The 17,129-nt window shown below is 44.3% G+C and carries 19 protein-coding genes; 4 read left to right on the top strand and 15 right to left on the bottom strand.

Annotated elements, in window-relative coordinates:
* Positions 1–108 precede the first annotated feature (108 nt).
* Together R7P36_RS02565 and R7P36_RS02570 are read right to left on the bottom strand one after the other, a co-directional pair.
* The gene (locus tag R7P36_RS02565) at positions 109–1,413 is read right to left on the bottom strand and encodes an inosine/guanosine kinase (protein ID WP_005378187.1); all 1,305 of its coding nucleotides are present in this window, start codon (positions 1,411–1,413) and stop codon (positions 109–111) included.
* Between the two features lie 117 nt (positions 1,414–1,530).
* Positions 1,531–1,800 (bottom strand): hypothetical protein, encoded by a 270-nt coding sequence (locus R7P36_RS02570; protein WP_005378190.1) that lies wholly within the window; start codon positions 1,798–1,800, stop codon positions 1,531–1,533.
* A 188-nt stretch (positions 1,801–1,988) separates the two neighbouring features.
* Between R7P36_RS02570 and mnmA the strand changes: the two genes are divergently transcribed.
* The 3 genes from mnmA (at position 1,989) to purB (ending at position 5,265) form a co-directional block, all read left to right on the top strand.
* Entirely contained in the window at positions 1,989–3,113 is a 1,125-nt protein-coding gene (gene mnmA, locus R7P36_RS02575) for a tRNA 2-thiouridine(34) synthase MnmA (RefSeq protein ID WP_005378192.1), read from the top strand.
* 10 nt (positions 3,114–3,123) lie between these two features.
* Positions 3,124–3,741 carry a high frequency lysogenization protein HflD gene (hflD, locus tag R7P36_RS02580; protein ID WP_005378194.1) on the top strand — a complete coding sequence of 206 codons (618 nt, stop codon included), beginning with the start codon at positions 3,124–3,126 and terminating at the stop codon, positions 3,739–3,741.
* A 153-nt stretch (positions 3,742–3,894) separates the two neighbouring features.
* Positions 3,895–5,265, top strand: coding sequence for an adenylosuccinate lyase (gene purB, locus R7P36_RS02585; RefSeq protein ID WP_005378198.1), 1,371 nt, complete (start codon positions 3,895–3,897; stop codon positions 5,263–5,265).
* Between the two features lie 133 nt (positions 5,266–5,398).
* On the opposite strand, the gene R7P36_RS02590 is transcribed toward purB, so the two are convergent.
* From R7P36_RS02590 to htpX, 9 genes are all read right to left on the bottom strand, one after another.
* Positions 5,399–5,932 carry a DUF3833 domain-containing protein gene (locus R7P36_RS02590; RefSeq protein WP_017821713.1) on the bottom strand — a complete coding sequence of 178 codons (534 nt, stop codon included), beginning with the start codon at positions 5,930–5,932 and terminating at the stop codon, positions 5,399–5,401.
* Complete coding sequence (locus R7P36_RS02595; protein WP_017821712.1) at positions 5,932–6,525, bottom strand: chalcone isomerase family protein; 594 nt, start codon at positions 6,523–6,525, stop codon at positions 5,932–5,934. The genes R7P36_RS02590 and R7P36_RS02595 overlap by 1 nt, the downstream gene beginning before the upstream one ends.
* Positions 6,485–6,997: a DUF2878 domain-containing protein gene (locus R7P36_RS02600; protein WP_042522066.1), complete on the bottom strand. Its 513-nt coding sequence runs from the start codon at positions 6,995–6,997 to the stop codon at positions 6,485–6,487. The genes R7P36_RS02595 and R7P36_RS02600 overlap by 41 nt, the downstream gene beginning before the upstream one ends.
* A 6-nt stretch (positions 6,998–7,003) precedes the next feature.
* Positions 7,004–8,260 carry an SAM-dependent methyltransferase gene (locus R7P36_RS02605; RefSeq protein WP_171342736.1) on the bottom strand — a complete coding sequence of 419 codons (1,257 nt, stop codon included), beginning with the start codon at positions 8,258–8,260 and terminating at the stop codon, positions 7,004–7,006.
* Positions 8,254–9,072, bottom strand: a complete 819-nt coding sequence (locus R7P36_RS02610; RefSeq protein WP_047100784.1) for a DUF1365 domain-containing protein — start codon at positions 9,070–9,072, stop codon at positions 8,254–8,256. The genes R7P36_RS02605 and R7P36_RS02610 overlap by 7 nt, the downstream gene beginning before the upstream one ends.
* Before the next feature lies 1 nt (position 9,073).
* Positions 9,074–10,384 (bottom strand): NAD(P)/FAD-dependent oxidoreductase, encoded by a 1,311-nt coding sequence (locus R7P36_RS02615; protein WP_171342737.1) that lies wholly within the window; start codon positions 10,382–10,384, stop codon positions 9,074–9,076.
* Between the two features lie 12 nt (positions 10,385–10,396).
* The gene (locus R7P36_RS02620; RefSeq protein WP_054702694.1) at positions 10,397–11,122 is read right to left on the bottom strand and encodes an SDR family oxidoreductase; all 726 of its coding nucleotides are present in this window, start codon (positions 11,120–11,122) and stop codon (positions 10,397–10,399) included.
* Complete coding sequence (locus R7P36_RS02625) at positions 11,119–11,538, bottom strand: nuclear transport factor 2 family protein (protein WP_005378211.1); 420 nt, start codon at positions 11,536–11,538, stop codon at positions 11,119–11,121. Before R7P36_RS02625 ends, R7P36_RS02620 begins: the two co-directional genes overlap by 4 nt.
* Positions 11,539–11,747: 209 nt before the next feature.
* Positions 11,748–12,617, bottom strand: a complete 870-nt coding sequence (gene htpX, locus R7P36_RS02630) for a protease HtpX (protein WP_005388085.1) — start codon at positions 12,615–12,617, stop codon at positions 11,748–11,750.
* Positions 12,618–13,126: 509 nt separating this feature from the next.
* Here htpX and R7P36_RS02635 point away from each other — a divergent pair.
* Positions 13,127–13,294, top strand: coding sequence for a hypothetical protein (locus tag R7P36_RS02635; protein ID WP_005378215.1), 168 nt, complete (start codon positions 13,127–13,129; stop codon positions 13,292–13,294).
* Between the two features lie 81 nt (positions 13,295–13,375).
* On the opposite strand, the gene bioD is transcribed toward R7P36_RS02635, so the two are convergent.
* From bioD to bioB, 4 genes are read right to left on the bottom strand one after another with little or no spacing between them, the layout of a single operon-like run.
* Positions 13,376–14,062 (bottom strand): dethiobiotin synthase, encoded by a 687-nt coding sequence (bioD, locus tag R7P36_RS02640; protein ID WP_171342738.1) that lies wholly within the window; start codon positions 14,060–14,062, stop codon positions 13,376–13,378.
* Complete coding sequence (gene bioC / locus R7P36_RS02645; RefSeq protein WP_005388087.1) at positions 14,059–14,880, bottom strand: malonyl-ACP O-methyltransferase BioC; 822 nt, start codon at positions 14,878–14,880, stop codon at positions 14,059–14,061. The genes bioD and bioC overlap by 4 nt, the downstream gene beginning before the upstream one ends.
* A complete protein-coding gene (bioF, locus tag R7P36_RS02650; RefSeq protein WP_171342739.1) occupies positions 14,880–16,031 on the bottom strand; it encodes an 8-amino-7-oxononanoate synthase in 1,152 nt (383 codons plus the stop codon). Before bioF ends, bioC begins: the two co-directional genes overlap by 1 nt.
* Entirely contained in the window at positions 16,018–17,070 is a 1,053-nt protein-coding gene (bioB, locus tag R7P36_RS02655) for a biotin synthase BioB (RefSeq protein WP_005378222.1), read from the bottom strand. Before bioB ends, bioF begins: the two co-directional genes overlap by 14 nt.
* Positions 17,071–17,129 lie beyond the last annotated feature (59 nt).

A 17,129-nucleotide genomic window follows, 5' to 3' on the forward strand; every position in this document is an offset into this window, starting at 1 on the left:
GGCTCCCATAGGGAGCCTTTTTTATTTAAACCATTACAAATAAAAAAGGCACATTTCTTAATGCGCCTTTTACTTTAGTTACAGAATAGTTAATTAAACCGCTTCGTATTAACGTTCCCAGTATGCTTCTTCTAGGCTATCTTCTCGCTCAGGAAGTCCGCGCGACAATCGTGGTGAATGTTGCACGAGAACTTCGTAGCTCGCGCGGTTTGCGTATTTGCAGACTTGAGAAAAAGAAGAGTAAGTTAAATACTCGTTACTGTGCTTGCTTGAATTAGGCACATTTTCTTTATGGTATTTATTTGCTGCCATATCATGAAGAACCGCAGATAACGCGGCATCACCTGCGCCATTTGTATTCTTAATTTTTTCTGGGCCACCCATATATGGCGAGATATGCGAGTACACTTTTATTGGCGTCTCGCATGAGTCTTTTTTCGCCGGACGACTAAATTCATAACGATTAAATTCAGCAATTGACCCTGGAAGCAATGGCAAAGAAGTTTCGCGCTTCGCGCTATCTTCTGTATACCCAGCCATAAATAGACCTACAGGACCCGCCGTGCACAATACTAGATCAGCCCACTCCAATGTTTTATCAGACGCAGCAAGTGGATCAGATTCCCCCGTCAGTGCTTCTGCTTCATCTTCATTCATCGCAACGACTGAAACGTTATCTCGAATGAATTCTTGCCAATATTTAGGGTCATCTTGAATAACAAACTTTGTGCCTAAAGTCAGAACAACAGGCACATCATTCTTTTTCGCGTACTCAATTGCTTTCATTGTTGCTTCCGGCATTGGGTCGCCGTCTTTGCAACGTACTAGATATGACGTCAGTACAAGTGCTGATGCATTTTTAAAGATTTTCTCTGGAATGCTATCAGGATGGAGTTGGTTCATTTGCCCTTCGCTGATAGCAAAAGTACGTTCACCGTCTTCTGTGATAAGAGCAAAACAACGGCCAATTGCACCATCTACACCTTGTAGGTAGTTCAAGTCCATGCGGCTTGATGTATTACAAAGATAACGGTAACCGTAGCTGCCAATCTTAATATCCTGGCTCATCACTCCAAGTAGTGTGGAGCGGTCATCCGCTAGCACGGAGTAGTTATGTAGCGTGTTACCAATTGTACCGCCCGCATACTCATTGGTAATCAAGTTCTCTTCTTTCAGTTGCTGGTATAACTCTTCTGCTCTTTCGTCATCGATAACCAGAGAGTGACCTTTACTCAGACCGTACTTTTCAATCACATCCGTTGTAACTTTTGCTTCAATATCAACCAAGGTTTGGTCAATACCAATGATGTGAGTGCGCGTCATCTTCTTGCTTTCTTGTGCTTGGCTCACCAGCGGGTCACGAGCATGAACAGGAAAATAGTGCTTCGATTTGCGTTGTCCAGGAAATTTCATATTGTCAGTCTGAGTAAGGGGATGAAAAGGAGAGCGGATTCTATACCGCTAATAATAAAGCAGCAATAAAAGCGATTATAGCAAACGTTTGCTGACTACTTTTTTCTTTTAGGTGGCTTATTCACCTTCCATAAAGCTGAGATCTGGTAGTTGCTCAAGGTGCTCGCTATAACGCTTTAGGTTGAACTCACCTTCATTCTTCATCACATCAAAAATCTCAATTGACATCGCACATGCCATCATCGCAACCGCATCTTCACGTGGTGTGCCAGTCATCATTAAACGCATAAGGGTTTCTTTTACTTTAAGCGGGTTGCCATCTTCGAGCTGATTTTCAACAATTTCAATCAACTCACTTTCTTGCATAAATTGGTTTTCTTCTGTCATTTGGTGTTTCCTCTTGGATTTTGGCCAACTATGCCATATATACCTCTTCTATACTTGCGAAATTACTCGTTCGAATCTTTGTTGAAGAAAAATCCAGCGAAACGAATTGTGATTTCGATCTCGGATCTGTCACCGGTCTGTGGATTCTGATAGAATCTGCATCCCGTTTATTTAAGTGGTGTTTAGTAATGTCTGATAACAGCCAAAAGAAAGTCATCGTCGGTATGTCCGGCGGCGTTGATTCATCTGTTTCCGCGTATCTTCTAAAGCAGCAAGGCTACCAAGTAGAAGGCCTTTTCATGAAGAACTGGGAAGAAGATGACAACGAAGAATATTGTACAGCGGCAGAAGATCTTGCTGACGCTCAGGCAGTATGTGACAAGCTAGGCATCCACCTACACACTATCAACTTTGCTGCCGAATACTGGGATAACGTATTTGAGTACTTCCTTGCTGAATACAAAGCTGGCCGTACTCCGAACCCTGACATTCTTTGTAACAAAGAAATCAAGTTCAAAGCATTCCTAGAATTCGCTGATGAAGTACTTGATGCTGATTACATTGCAATGGGCCACTATGTGCGTCGCTCTTTCCCAGAAAACGGTGAAAAACCACAGATGCTACGTGGTCTAGATGGCAACAAAGATCAAAGCTACTTCCTGTACACATTAAGCAACGAGCAAATCGCACGTAGCCTATTCCCTGTTGGTGACCTAGAGAAGCCAGAAGTACGCCGCATCGCGGAAGAGCAAGATCTAATCACGGCGAAGAAGAAAGACTCTACGGGTATTTGTTTCATCGGCGAACGCAAGTTTACAGAATTCCTAGGTCGCTACCTTCCAGCTCAGCCTGGTAATATCGAGACTCCAGAAGGCGAAGTGATTGGTCAACACCAAGGCCTGATGTACCACACACTTGGTCAGCGTAAAGGTCTACACATTGGTGGCCGTAAAGGCGGCGGTGGTAACGAGGACCCATGGTTCGTTGGTGAGAAAGATCTAGAACGTAACGTTTTGATTGCCGTTCAAGGTAAAGACCATCCAATGTTGAAATCAGAAGGTCTACTTGCATCACAACTTCACTGGGTAGATCGTGAGCCAATTCGCGATGTTATGAAGTGCACAGTGAAAACTCGTTACCGTCAGGAAGATATTCCTTGTACAATCATCCCTATCGATGATGAAAACATTAAAGTTATCTTTGACGAGCCACAAATTGCTGTAACTCCAGGTCAATCAGCAGTGTTCTACAAAGGTGACGTGTGCCTAGGTGGCGGCATCATCGAGCAACGCATTAAATATTCTCAAGCTTAGGAGTCGTTACGTGGCGAATACACTTTATGACCGTACTATCGCTTTCGCTGGGATTTGCCAAGCTGTTGCTTTAGTTCAACAGGTAGCGAGAAACGGACATTGTGATCAAGATGCTTTTGAAACATCAATCAACGCTATTTTGAGCACTAACCCTGCTAACACAGTTGGCGTATTCGGTCGCGAAGCCGATCTAAAGCTCGGCCTAGAATGCTTGGTTAAAGGGATTGATAGCACACCATCAGGCAGTGAAATTACTCGTTACATTATTAGTTTAATGGCGTTAGAACGTAAGTTAAGCTCTCGAAACGATGCTATGTCTCAGCTTGGTGATCGTATTCAAATGGCCAAGCGTCAGTCAGAGCACTTTGAGCTACTAGACGATCAAATGATCAGCAATTTAGCGAGCATCTATCTGGATGTCGTTAGCCCTATTGGCCCACGCATTCAAGTAACGGGCACGCCATCTGTACTGCAGCAGACGGCAAGCCAACACAAAGTTCGTGCGCTGTTGTTATCTGGCATTCGTAGTGCAGTTCTTTGGCGTCAAGTTGGTGGTAAGCGTCGCCACCTAATCTTCGGGCGCAAGAAGATGGTAGAGCAAGCACAAATCCTTCTTGCTCGTCTGTAGTAAAATATCAAATAAGCAGCTCGCGTTTATCGCGAGCTCATTTTTTTCGACTAAAACAAATCTCGCGCAAACGTTTGCGCAATATTCGTGACAATTGCCACAGTTATTGGTATAAAGCTCACGAAATTTAGAAACCCAATTCAGGAGAACATCATGGAACTGTCAGCATTGACTGCTGTTTCACCAGTAGACGGCCGTTACGGAAGCAAGACAATTGCGTTACGCGAAATTTTCAGTGAATACGGTCTACTAAAGTACCGTACTATCGTTGAAATCCGCTGGCTACAAAAGCTTGCTGCTACTGCTGAAATTGCAGAAGTGCCAGCGTTTAGCGCAGAAGCAAACCAATTCCTAGACGACCTTGCTGCAAACTTCTCTGAAGAAGATGCACGCCGTATCAAAGAGATCGAGCGTACAACTAACCACGACGTAAAAGCGGTTGAGTACTTCCTAAAAGAGAAAGTAGCAGACGTTCCTGAACTGCACGCAGTAAACGAGTTCTTCCACTTCGCATGTACTTCTGAAGACATCAACAACACATCACACGCTCTAATGCTTAAAGAAGCGCGTGAGAACGTGATTCTTCCAGAAATCCGTAACCTAATCGACGCTATCAAAGCACTAGCAGTGGAATACCGCGACATTCCTCTTCTATCTCGTACACACGGTCAGCCTGCTTCTCCATCTACTATGGGTAAAGAAATGGCAAACGTGGCGTACCGTATGGAGCGTCAATTCAAGCAAATCGAAAACGTTGAGATCCTAGCGAAAATCAACGGTGCAGTAGGTAACTACAATGCACACCTTTCTGCTTACCCAGAGCTAGATTGGCACAAGTTCTCTGAAGAGTTCATCACAGAGTCTCTAGGCGTAACTTGGAACCCTTACACAACTCAAATCGAACCGCACGATTACATCGCTGAGCTGTTCGACGCTATCGCTCGTTTCAACACTATCCTGATTGACTTCGACCGTGACGTTTGGGGTTACATTGCACTAGGCCACTTCAAGCAAAAAACTATTGCTGGTGAGATCGGTTCTTCAACAATGCCTCACAAAGTTAACCCAATCGACTTTGAAAACTCAGAAGGTAACCTAGGTCTTGCGAACGCTGTATTCGGCCACCTAGCACAGAAACTGCCTATCTCTCGTTGGCAACGTGACCTAACTGACTCAACGGTTCTACGTAACCTTGGTGTTGGTGTTGGCTACGCTATCATCGCTTACACTTCGACACTTAAAGGCATCAGCAAGCTAGAAGTAAACCGTGAAGCGCTTCTTGCTGAACTAGACAAGAACTGGGAAGTACTAGCTGAGCCAGTACAAACCGTTATGCGTCGTTACGGCATCGAGAAGCCATACGAGAAGCTGAAAGAGCTAACTCGTGGTAAGCGTGTAGACGGCGAAGCAATGCGTAACTTCATCGACGGTCTTGAGCTTCCTGAGCACGAGAAAGCACGTCTGAAAGAGATGACACCAGCGAACTATATCGGTCAAGCAATCGAGCTGACAGATAAGCTGTAATACTCCTGTAACGACCAGATACTTAAAAGGTTGACGCGAAAGCGTCAACCTTTTTTAGTTAGGAGAGTTAGGTCGGGAGAAAATAATTTTAGTTATATGGAATGGATTATTAATTGAAGATCAGCCCCATTTGTTATGGCAGCTTTTGGAAGAACAAGGTTATTGTTCCTACTTCCACACCAAACTTTTTTATTTTCGTTAGATTGAAAACGTGTCTGTCATCCTGACGATAAAGCCAATCATCAAAAGCAACCGTCACTGATGAATCCTCCATTTGTAGCTCAAAGTCATATTGCCACTGTAGCGCATTGCCCTGCTCTTCCCCTGTTGCCACACCTATAATATCGTCTGCCTTACCTTCATAACGACCATCTTCTAATCTAGTGATAACCCAAATTCGCTGGTCCACCTCTCCGTCATCAAACACGAAGTCTTCCACCAGCGTCAGCGTATCACCCGCTACAGTACCCACTATATCGACTTCAAAGCGACGCGTTTGCTGTCCGGTATAATCTTGCACCATCCCCCACGCCTTTATGTCGCCTTCGAAATAACCGAATACGTCAAAAGTCGGTTTAGAAGAGCGGTAATTATCAATGTCTGCGGAACATGCCGAAAGAAAAACAGCTGCCACTAAAGTCGCTGATTTAAAAATTCGTTTAAACACTATCTAACCTGCCCTATCAATTGTTTTCGGAGTTTCGGAAATTCTGTGTTGGGTGATAACCATATAGCCAAAAATGCATCGTTCATTCGTTCGTCTTCAATGATGCCAACGTTCTTTACTTGCACGTCCCCAACCTGCTTATAAAAAAGCTGACCAGATTTTCCATCTGTTAGATAAGTAAGCTCGTCACCTTTTTGAATATCAGGAAACATACGATCGAGCTCGCTGATCCAAGCTTTTCGATATGAGTCCGTAAAACCCAATTTCGCCCACTGCTCATCCGTCACATCAAGCAGCTGTTGCTTACTGATGTCTCTCTTGTAATTAATTTCCAACGCAAGGGGATGTGGCGATACGTCATCGCTTACGATGAACTTTCCATCAGGCGCTTTTAATCTTGAGTGATAAATATCGAAGATGAACCAAGTAAGTTGGGCTTCTCCAACAGTTTTCCATCCCTTCCAATTCGCAATGTTGCTAGCAGCTTCGCTGTTTCCAACAGGTTGAGCTTGCAGAGCAAAAGAGCCAGTTACTATTACCAACGCAAGCAGCCTAGTCAGTCTCTGAGTTAAGTCTCTCTTCAAGCTTTTCATTTCCGTACACCTTGAGTATCAAGAGCATCATGACGCACCATTCGACAAACAACATTGCCAGTGTAGCGCCAGTGCTAAATCCAAATTCAACGGCTTGGAGCTTATAGCCAGCAAAGTAGCTCGCCGTTCCTCCGAGTCCGCCTACTATTGATACGTAGGTTTTTGGGAAACGGTACAAAATTGACTTGAGTTGATAGGCATACCAGGCGAACAGAATCCAAAGGCACAAAAGCCAAAGGGGTAACCATTGAGTGGCAAACATGAAAATTGAAAATTGCTGATTTAATGTATCAAGCACGAGACCAATCGTGGCGATAACACCAATACTTTTGAGCGAAGATGCGTCAGTTTTCAAACAATATAGTAGGGTTGCCAAAGTAAGGAATAACGTCACCCATTGCCATTGATAGGTTCCAAGCACCGCTGCAAACCAGCAGAGTTGGAACCATGTCGAAGCAAGAAACACCTTCATAACGAACTACGGGCGTTGAAACGTCATGTGAACGGCACTGATCGTGCGAGCCAAAAAGCCACCTTCACAGTAGCTCAAATAGTAGCGCCACATACGCACAAAGCGGTCGTCGTAGCCAAACGAGCGCACTTCATTCTCTGCTCGATTAAAACGTAAGTGCCATTCGTTCAGCGTCTTGGCGTAGTCCAAACCAATATCGAACAAGTCTCGCGTCACTAAGTCACTGTACTTTGTTGTTGCTTGGGTTAGTGAGGTTACCGACGGTAAAAAACCACCCGGGAAAATGTACTTTTGGATAAAGTCGACGTTGTTACTGTAGTAATCGTAACGCTGATCGGCAATCGTAATCGCTTGAATCGCCATCAAGCCACCAGACTTCAATAAAGACTCACAGACCTTAATGTACGAAGGCAGGAATTGTTTGCCCACAGCTTCAATCATTTCAATAGAAACGAGCTTGTCATAAGTGCCGGTTAGGTTTCGGTAATCTTCTTTGAGTAGAGTGATTTTGTCTTCTAAGCCACGCTCTTTGATTTTTTGCTCCGCGTACGCGTGTTGCTCTTCAGATATCGTTGTTGTGGTGACCTGACAACCGTATTGTTCAGCCATGTAAATCGCCATAGCGCCCCACCCAGTGCCAATTTCAACAACATGATCAGTGGGCTTCAGCTCAAGTTGCTGACATAGACGATCCATTTTGTTGATTTGAGCCTGCTCTAGAGAGTCATCCGCATGATTGTAAAGCGCCGACGAGTACAGCATATTGGTATCAAGGAACGCTTCGTATAGGTTGTTACCCAAGTCGTAATGCGCATGGATATTTTTACGTGAGTTCTCTTCAGAGTTTCTGTTTGACCAATGACTGAACTTGTACAGTATTTTAGTCAACCAACTGCCTTGCTCTTCGAGTTTATCTAGAGCACGCATGTTAAGGGCCATCAGTTTCATTAATGAGGTTAAATCGGGGCTATCCCACCACCCATCCATATAAGCCTCACCAGCAGCAATACTGCCGCCCTGCAAGATCCGTGAATAAAAGCCTGGATGTTTTACCTCTATAATAGCGACAACAGGTTGACCACTGTACTCCCCATTTGGCGCACTAAAACGCTCGCTTCGCTCTGTCGTTTCCGTCTTAAAACTTTCAATAACTGTTAAGCAGCCGATTTCCATTTTTTGCAGACATTGAAAAATAACTCCGCGAGCCGCTTTTTGCGTTGTCGTCAATTTACGCGGCAATGTCATAGAACTAGTATTTAACATGCAGAATTCTCCTTATGCTTTTTATTTTTTTTGTCTGTTTTTTCAGTATCGGCTTCTATTTCTTCATGCGTTGAATATTTAGGATGAGAATAAAAAGGTGCGCCTTTCACCCAAAGTTTTAATGCGTGCCAATAAATACCAACCATTACTTTTACCGTTTGTATTGGTGTAACGATCAAACACCTCAATAAGGTTTTGCTTGAAAGTGGCTTGGCTTTCATAACCATGGTGGCATCAAAGTGTTTCTCTCCTTTGTGACATTCAAGATGAATATTCAACTTGTCTGTCAAAGGTTTAATTCTCCAGCGGTAGAGTTGGTCAATCGGGTTGAATGGTGAAACATGGAATGCTTTATCTTGTTCCCAACCAAACTTTTCTTCTTCTTTATCTGCTGACACCACGTAGTAATGTCGTTCATTCCAAGGAGTGTTACTCACCTCTGCGAGGAGATACTTCCATTCTCCTTCCGCGTTATAAACGTAGTAGAAATTAACGGGACTGAAATAAAGTCCTAGATAACGCAAGTGACAGACTGCGATTACCTTGCCGGTACAGCGGACACCTGTCAGTTCTTCAATTTTGCTGTGCACTGCCGACTTGACGCTACCTTCACCAATGTAATCACTGCGCTTGAAGCGAGCCCAATGCCACCAACGCGAACCAAAACCCCATACTTTTTTCTCTAAAGCATCGATCTCGTCTACATCAATGGCGGGCATAAATAAAGAGTAGTTCAACTCATGATTCACAGGCGTGAATCGACGGTGACGAACGTTGCCTATAAACAATCGGCTGTTCATTTGGCTATCCATATCACGCTGCGCCTTTTTCGAAAGGAACCACATTTTGTTCGCGGTACTTTTCTTCTAGTTCTTTCACAACATCAAGCGCGCTACGCACGCCATCTTCATGAAAACCGTTGTACCAATAAGCGCCGCAGAACCAGGTACTTTGTTTACCCTGTATCTCATTTTTGCGCTGCTGCGCTGCAATAGACTCAGTGGTGAATACTGGATGATGATAAGTGAACGAACGCAAGACTTTATTTGAGTTAATTTGCTCAGTACTATTCAACGTTACACAAAACGTGTGTTCTGATTGAATATGCTGAAGAATGTTCATGTTATAAGTGAGCGAAGGGAGGCGTTGCTGTTCCTCCTCACTGCCTTCCAATAGGTAGTTCCATGATGCCCATGCTGCCTTACGTTTTGGTAGTACGGCAGAGTCGGTATGAAGAACAACTTCATTTGCTTGGTATGTCATATCCCCCAAGATTTCCTGCTCAATTGGGCTGATATCCTCTAGCATTCTCATTGCTTGATCACTGTGACAAGCAAAGATAACGTCATCAAACCAATGCGTTTCTCCGCGAACTTGAACGCCAACCCCTTTTTCGTTGCGAACCACTTTTTCGACAGGACTATTAAGACGAATATTCTCCGCAAAGCCTTTGGTCAATGGTGGAATGTATGAACGTGAACCACCTTTAATCACATACCATTGTGGTCGGTTAGTCACATCTAGCAGACCGTGGTTGAGGAAGAAACGTAAGAAGAACATAAGAGGGAATGCGCGCATGTCAGCTAAAGTCGACGACCAAATCGCAGCACCCATCGGTAATATGTAGTTATCGGTAAAGAAAGCACTGAATTTGTGTTCATCAAGGAACTCACCTAACGTCTGAGAGTGCGAGGATTGCTCGCTAGCGAAGCGCTTGGCAAGTTTATTGAAACGAAGTATCTCGAAGATAAATCGATAAAATTTAGGGTTTGCCCAGTTGCGTTTTTGAGCAAACAATGTCGACACTGTGTGGCCGTTGTACTCTAGTCCGTTCCCATCGTTTCTGACACTGAAGCTCATTTGAGTCGGCAGACCTTCAACGCCAATCTCGCTCATCATTTTAATGAAATTAGGGTACGTACGGTCGTTATAGACGATGAACCCAGTATCTATCGCGTATTCTTTACCATCAAGGCTCACATCAACGGTTGCAGTATGGCCACCGATGTAATCGTTCGCTTCAAACAGCGTTACATCATGTTCTTTATGCAAGTAATAACCACAAGTAAGGCCAGAGATTCCCGTTCCCACAATCGCTATCTTCTTTCTTCCTGCTGTTTTCATTTTTATTCCTTCTTATGATACGAGTTTAGCAGTTAGGCGAGCTTGCCAACTGTATGGAAGTAACGAGATAAAACGTAAAATACTGGTAAATCTCGCTGGGAAATAGATATAGGTCTTGTTGGCGGCTAACTGCTTCCTGATAGAGTCCGACGCTTGCTGAGTAGAAATGATCATTGGCATTTCGAAGTCGTTTTTGTCAGTCAACGGCGTTTCAACAAAACCAGGAAACACCGTTACCACTTTGATCCCTTTCTTTTTCAAGTCGACGGCGAGCGTGCGTGCAAAATAACTGACTGCCGCTTTGGATGCGCCGTAAGCTTCAGCACGAGGCAGTGCCACTTCTGATGCGATAGAGCCAACAATAACAATGCGGTGCCCTCTCTCTAAATGCACTTGGCAGCCTTCGACGCAGTTAGCAACACCGACAACATTTACGTTCATCACACGCGCCATGAGTTTCGCGTCGACCACTCCCTCATCCATGTACTCACAATCGCCTGCGTTAAAAACCCATGTGTTTGGCGTAAAGGGCAAATTAGAGAGCGCCTGCTGAGTTTCCTCATAATTTGTCACATCAAACTGCAATGTATGAATTTTGGAGGAAACTGCCTCCAGTTCTGCAAGAACATCTTGATTCCGACCACAAGCAATCACATTCCATTCTGAGTTCGCGTAATCTAGGGCAAGCTGTCTTCCTATTCCGGAGGTGGCGCCTGTGATTAAGATGGTGTAGTTCATTGTCCTAACCTCTGCTTGATGGTTTTAACGACTGAACCAAGTAACGGTAAATGCTCATAGAGCATCTCTCCGAGATCAAAATAGTCTCGGTGATAAATGACCTGACCTTCGCTAAATTTGAGGTGCGAAACACCATTGACGAGAATAGGCGCCCCCTTCTGAAGTTTGGGATGCTGAAGGTCCATTGTCCAAGTTAGGAAGCCTGTATCTCCGACTTGTTGATGCTCATGGATTACAAAATCACAACTGATGACGTTGGCATATAATGAGGTGAAATAATCCGAAAGTGCTGGCCATCCTTCTAAACGATGCGCTGCGTCCTCAAATACTACATCTTGGTGATATATATCCTTAAGTAGATGTAAGTTCGCTTTGTTGAGCTTTTGATAGATATTGCCAACAGACTGTATGTCCATTTTTTACTCCTACACGCCCATTAAGTTGTACAAAATTATTATATGTACAAGATAGTTCATTCCACCAAAGTTGTACAAAAATAATTTTGTATAACTTTATTTCTGTAAGTAGTACGTGATGAAGTTCGCACGCGATCAATCGGCGAAAAAAAAGGCTTGGTCAAAACCAAGCCTTTTCAGCAGATTAACAATTATTTAAGTAGGAACAATTAGTATTGCTGGCCTCGCAACGCTGCAATACGTTTATCTAGCGGAGGGTGGCTCATTAATAGCTCAGTCAGCGACTGCTTGCCATTGATACCAAACGCCATCATGGTGCCATCCAGTTGAGATTCATGACTCACCTTCAAACGCTCTAGAGCCGCAATCATTTTTTCTTTGCCAACGAGGCGCGCAGCACCTGCGTCCGCGTGGAATTCGCGATGACGGCTGTACCACATAGTCAAGAAGCTAGCTAGGAAACCAAATACCAGTTCAAGCACCATGGATACGCCAAAGTAAACCATCATATTTGTACCTTGGCCTTCTTCATCATCGTTCGATGCCACGATATTGGCAATAAAGCGTGATAGGAAGATAACAAACGTGTTCACGACACCTTGCATCAACGTCATCGTGACCATATCACCATTTGCAATATGGCTCACTTCGTGTGCAAGTACTGCCTCTGCCTCATCACGAGTCATATTGTGTAAAAGACCAGTAGAAACGGCGACAAGAGAGTCATCTCGTTTTGCACCTGTCGCAAATGCATTGATATCTGGTGAATCATAAATAGCCACCGTTGGCATACCAATACCCACTTGTTGAGCTTGACGACCCACAGTTTCGACTAACCAATGCTCCGTTTCGTTGCGCGGGCTTTCAATGACCATACCACCAACCGAGCGTAGCGCCATACCCTTTGACATCATCAACGAAATAAATGCGCCACCAAAACCAAATACAGCAGCCATTACAAGTAAACCTGACAGACTGCCTGGTTGCATTCCAGTTACAGCGTAAACAATATTCAGAACAACACTAAGCACTAGCACGACAGCTAGGTTAGTTGCTAGGAATAACATAATTCGCTTCATTACTTTTCTCCGAGGAAGCTTATCGTTTTTTTAAAACGGATTGTTATAAGGAACAAATGGTAATCGCTATAAAAGCCAATTCCGTTGATTTTCATGTTCCGTGCGTTATAGATATAGTCTATCCGCGATAAAAACAAGGTTAAGCAATAAATTGCAACATTTGTTTTCGGGACTGAAATATTTGATTCAAGCGATTTCAAAACATGCTTTGGTAGGAGCCGGAACCTCCGTTCATATACATTTATCAAAATGATAAAATAAGCTCTGAGCTACCCATCATCTATTGATAGATGATCTTGGTGTTAAATCTATCACCTCTTAGCAACTTAGCTAGAAATTTTTTAATAGACCAAAAACAGTACGTTAGCTCTGCTATAGACTTTGGTCTTATTGTGCGGCTACATGGACATGCTAAATTCGAATGAGATGAACAAAACAGAGCCACTCTAAGTACATTGCAAAAAGTGCATTGGGTGAGCTCAAAAACTCCATGTATTGAGGGAAAAACCATGGTAGAAACTAACGACTATCAAATGGCTATTGATTTACTGCGTTGTCACCTAGGCATCTCAGAGGACGAGGCAAAGCAACAACTTGGTATTTCAACCGATCATCATATGTCTCAGCGTGTTGCAGAAACACAACAAGCATTGATGGGGCTCAGCCAAGATAAGTAATCTGACTTTTTAGGTTACACCAACAAGAAAGGGCTGCATTGCGCAGCCCTTTGGTTTTTTAGTCTTTTACCCTAAACACCATTAGTCAGTGTTTAGCAACGGCTCTACATTAATGTACTTGCCTAGCTCTTTACGTTTAGCACTTGGAATATATGGAATTTCCCCAAGCTTAGGTGCATCGATACGTGCTTCTAGCATCTCGATAATGTCAGCGTAGTGCTCTGTGCCTGGGTTGACGCGGTTTGCCACCCAGCCAACAAGATTCAAACCATCCGCTTTAATACTCTCTGCTGTGAGTAAAGCGTGGCTCAAACAGCCTAATTTAATGCCAACCACCAGTACAACAGGTAACTGCTCTTCTTTTACCCATGTAGATAAACAGTCCGTATCGGATACTGGCACACGCCAGCCTCCAGCACCTTCAACGAGAACAACATCGGCTTGCTGCTTATGTTGAGCCAGTTTTTGACTCAGAACATCGTAACTTATTTCGACATATTCATGCTTCGCTGCAATGTGGGGAGAAGCAGGCAACTCTAAAGCGTATGGGTTCACATCATCATAGGCCACATCGAGTGTTGCGGCGTCTTGTAAGTGTAAAGCATCAGAGTTACGCCATCCGGCTTCAGTCTTGTCACTCCCTGCTGCCACTGGCTTATAACCAATAGTGTTTAGTCCTTTTGCGGCGATCGCTTGCAAAATGGCTTTAGACGCTACCGTCTTTCCAACATCAGTATCCGTACCAGCAATAAAAAAAGCATCAATCATAGATGTATTACTCCAAAACAAACCTGATAACTTGCAGGTAGAAGACCTTGATCGTTTTTAAACGCTTGGTACGCATGCTCAACTTTTAACAAAGTCTCGCGACTAGTTAAACCGTGTGAGCGCCCGCTTACGTGATTTGCACCTATACCTTTGAGGTCACGCATAACTGAAAATGCAGAGTCGTACCAAACTGTGATGGTGGTCAAGTCTAGTTGATGGCTGTCACATCGAGATTGCGCTAACGCAATTTTTACCTGATTGAGCGTTAGAAAGTTATTGACGTGTTGATATGCATCAATTTTTTCCCATGATGCACGCAGCTCATACAGTGATCCATCAACCAGTGTAGAGAACCACGCTTTCCCACCATTTTTTAGCACGCGGCGCACTTCTTTTAGTGGGTAACTTAAATCTGTACACCATTGCAGCGCTAAACTTGAAAACACGTAATCGAAGCTATCATCGTCAAATGGTAAGTTTTCAGCATCAGCAACTTGGTAATGCATTCGTACTGCACCACAACGCTGCTCTGCTTTATCTAACATGGCTTGAGAGATATCGCCGCAGACGACTTCCGCACCGCGTTGTTGAAGTAGTTGGGAGAAATAACCCGTGCCACAACCTAAATCCAATACACGTTTTCCCGTCAAGTTTTCAGGAAGTTTATCAAGCAGCTGATGCCCGACATCACGTTGAAAAGCCGCATGTTTATCGTATGTTTCTGCTGCTTTACCAAACGAAGAGGCAATCGCGTCTTTATCTTGATGGAAACTCTCTAACGCGAGCGTTTGCGCTAATGCGGTAGTTGCATTATCCATTACAGCGCTCCTAATGCTTGCTTCAATGCGATTGAAAGCGTTTTAACTTGTTCATTAGTGTGATTGGCAGTGAGTGTGATTCGAAGACGAGACGTTCCTTTAGGCACCGTCGGAGGGCGAATAGCAGTCACCCAAATACCGTTTTGGCGACAAGCACCTGCTACTCGCAAAGCCAATTCAGATTCACCAATCAAAAAGGGCTTAATCGAAGTTTGAGTCTCAACAAACCCCTCAAGGTCGCTAAGGCTATCTCGATACACTTCACTAAGCTCAGAGAGCTTTTCACGTCGCCAAGACTGCTCTTGAACCATCGAGACTGCATGAGTCAACGCATACGCTTGTGCTGGCGGTATCGCCGTGGAATACACATGGTGACGAGCAAACTGAGTTAAAAAGTCCCCCGTTGCGTGGTCACATAAAATAGCCGCGCCAGACATACCAAACGCTTTACCGAAGGTAATGACCAATAACTCAGGCTTAACCGTTGCCAACTCGCAAGAACCACCACCGGATTGACCGAGAACACCAATTCCATGAGCGTCATCGACAGCAAACCATGCATTGTGGCTATCAACGACAGCAGCGATATCAGCGAGTGGTGCACAGTCACCGTCCATGCTGAATACCCCTTCAGTCACAACTAGATGGTTGCCTTCGCTATTAATCAGCGACTTCAGGTGCTCGATGTCATTGTGCTTGAAACGCTTCATCTTAGCTGGTGACAACATCCCCGCTTCCATCAGTGAAGCATGATTCAAACGATCTTGGATCAATACGTCTGTTTTTTCTAACAAGGTGAACAACAAGGCTTGATTAGCACTGAATCCAGAACCAAACAGAATTGCTCTGTCGTAGCTCAACCATTCAGTTAGTGCGGCTTCTAAATTGCTGTGTGCTGCACTAAAGCCAGTCACCATTGGTGATGCCCCACTGCCACTGCCGTATACGCTTAAACCTTGCTGCCAAGCCCGAACAAGCGCTTGGTCATTGGCCAAGCCCAAATAATCATTACTTGAGAAATTAATGTAGCGTCTGCCTTCGTGTTCCAAAACGGACTGGTTACCGGCAAACACCACATTCATAGAACGATTCAACCCTTGCGTTTTACGCTCAGCAAGGGCGGACTCGATACGAGATTTAAACGCTGGCATCGTAGAAAAGGTCGTCTTTTGTTGGACGAGCAGCAACGCGCTCTACGACGCGATCGAGTAACTCGTTTTCTTCGATTTCATCAGGTTTTTGAGACACCTCTTGGCTGTTAATACCGAGCTTGTTGAACAGCATCATGTCCTTATCTTCAGAAGGATTTGGAGTCGTCAGAAGTTTGCAGCCATAGAAGACTGAGTTTGCACCCGCCATAAAACACAGCGCTTGCATTTGTTCGTTCATGTTTTCACGGCCAGCCGATAGACGAACCGCTGATTGAGGCATCATGATGCGCGCAATCGCAATCAAGCGAATGAAATCGAATGGCTCAACATCGTCCACCTCTTCCAGTGGTGTGCCTTTCACCTTCACGAGCATGTTGATTGGCACACTTTCAGGATGCACTGGCAAGTTAGCTAATTCAACCAACAAACCTGCTCGGTCGTTAGCACTTTCACCCATACCGATGATGCCACCGGAACAGATCTTCATGCCAGCATCACGAACATGAGACAAAGTATCTAAACGGTCTTGATAAGTACGTGTGGTAATGATGTTGCCGTAAAATTCAGGAGACGTATCTAGGTTGTGGTTGTAGTAATCCAAACCTGCGGTTGCCAGTTGTTTTGCTTGATCTGGTGTCAACATGCCTAATGTCATACACGTTTCTAAACCCATGCCCTTCACGCCTTTGATCATGTCGGTCAAATGCGGCATGTCACGCTCTTTTGGATTTTTCCATGCTGCGCCCATACAGAATCGAGTAGAACCAGCATTTTTGGCTTTTTGCGCAGCATCGAGTACGCGTTCTACTTCCATCAGACGCTCTTTCTCGATGTCTGTGGTGTAACGAGCACTCTGAGGACAGTACTTACAATCTTCTGGACAAGCACCTGTCTTAATCGACAGAAGCGTGCTTACTTGAACATGGTTGGTTTGTTGATATTGACGATGTACAAGCTGCGCTTCGAATAGGAGATCCATGAATGGTTTTTCCATGAGATCGCGCACTTCAGCATGCGTCCAGTTATGACGAACTTCCACGTGTATTCCTTTAGTCACTTTTGTTGTTGTGTTGACAGTCTACTGAGTCTCGATAAACT

It is taken from the genome of Vibrio sp. 397, assembly GCF_033339395.1.
GTDB classification, from domain to species: Bacteria; Pseudomonadota; Gammaproteobacteria; order Enterobacterales; family Vibrionaceae; genus Vibrio; species Vibrio alginolyticus.

What these genes read in the sequence shown, in the direction of transcription:
- R7P36_RS02595 (WP_017821712.1), bottom strand. Translation starts at nt 6,525, where the DNA reads ATGAAAAGCTTGAAGAGAGACTTAACTCAGAGACTGACTAGGCTGCTT.
- bioF (WP_171342739.1), bottom strand. Translation starts at nt 16,031, where the DNA reads ATGCCAGCGTTTAAATCTCGTATCGAGTCCGCCCTTGCTGAGCGTAAA.
- R7P36_RS02625 (WP_005378211.1), bottom strand. Translation starts at nt 11,538, where the DNA reads ATGGACATACAGTCTGTTGGCAATATCTATCAAAAGCTCAACAAAGCG.
- R7P36_RS02605 (WP_171342736.1), bottom strand. Translation starts at nt 8,260, where the DNA reads ATGTTAAATACTAGTTCTATGACATTGCCGCGTAAATTGACGACAACG.
- purB (WP_005378198.1), top strand. Translation starts at nt 3,895, where the DNA reads ATGGAACTGTCAGCATTGACTGCTGTTTCACCAGTAGACGGCCGTTAC.
- mnmA (WP_005378192.1), top strand. Translation starts at nt 1,989, where the DNA reads ATGTCTGATAACAGCCAAAAGAAAGTCATCGTCGGTATGTCCGGCGGC.
- R7P36_RS02600 (WP_042522066.1), bottom strand. Translation starts at nt 6,997, where the DNA reads ATGAAGGTGTTTCTTGCTTCGACATGGTTCCAACTCTGCTGGTTTGCA.
- bioC (WP_005388087.1), bottom strand. Translation starts at nt 14,880, where the DNA reads ATGGATAATGCAACTACCGCATTAGCGCAAACGCTCGCGTTAGAGAGT.
- htpX (WP_005388085.1), bottom strand. Translation starts at nt 12,617, where the DNA reads ATGAAGCGAATTATGTTATTCCTAGCAACTAACCTAGCTGTCGTGCTA.
- R7P36_RS02635 (WP_005378215.1), top strand. Translation starts at nt 13,127, where the DNA reads ATGGTAGAAACTAACGACTATCAAATGGCTATTGATTTACTGCGTTGT.
- R7P36_RS02610 (WP_047100784.1), bottom strand. Translation starts at nt 9,072, where the DNA reads ATGGATAGCCAAATGAACAGCCGATTGTTTATAGGCAACGTTCGTCAC.
- R7P36_RS02570 (WP_005378190.1), bottom strand. Translation starts at nt 1,800, where the DNA reads ATGACAGAAGAAAACCAATTTATGCAAGAAAGTGAGTTGATTGAAATT.
- bioD (WP_171342738.1), bottom strand. Translation starts at nt 14,062, where the DNA reads ATGATTGATGCTTTTTTTATTGCTGGTACGGATACTGATGTTGGAAAG.
- R7P36_RS02615 (WP_171342737.1), bottom strand. Translation starts at nt 10,384, where the DNA reads ATGAAAACAGCAGGAAGAAAGAAGATAGCGATTGTGGGAACGGGAATC.
- R7P36_RS02565 (WP_005378187.1), bottom strand. Translation starts at nt 1,413, where the DNA reads ATGAAATTTCCTGGACAACGCAAATCGAAGCACTATTTTCCTGTTCAT.
- R7P36_RS02620 (WP_054702694.1), bottom strand. Translation starts at nt 11,122, where the DNA reads ATGAACTACACCATCTTAATCACAGGCGCCACCTCCGGAATAGGAAGA.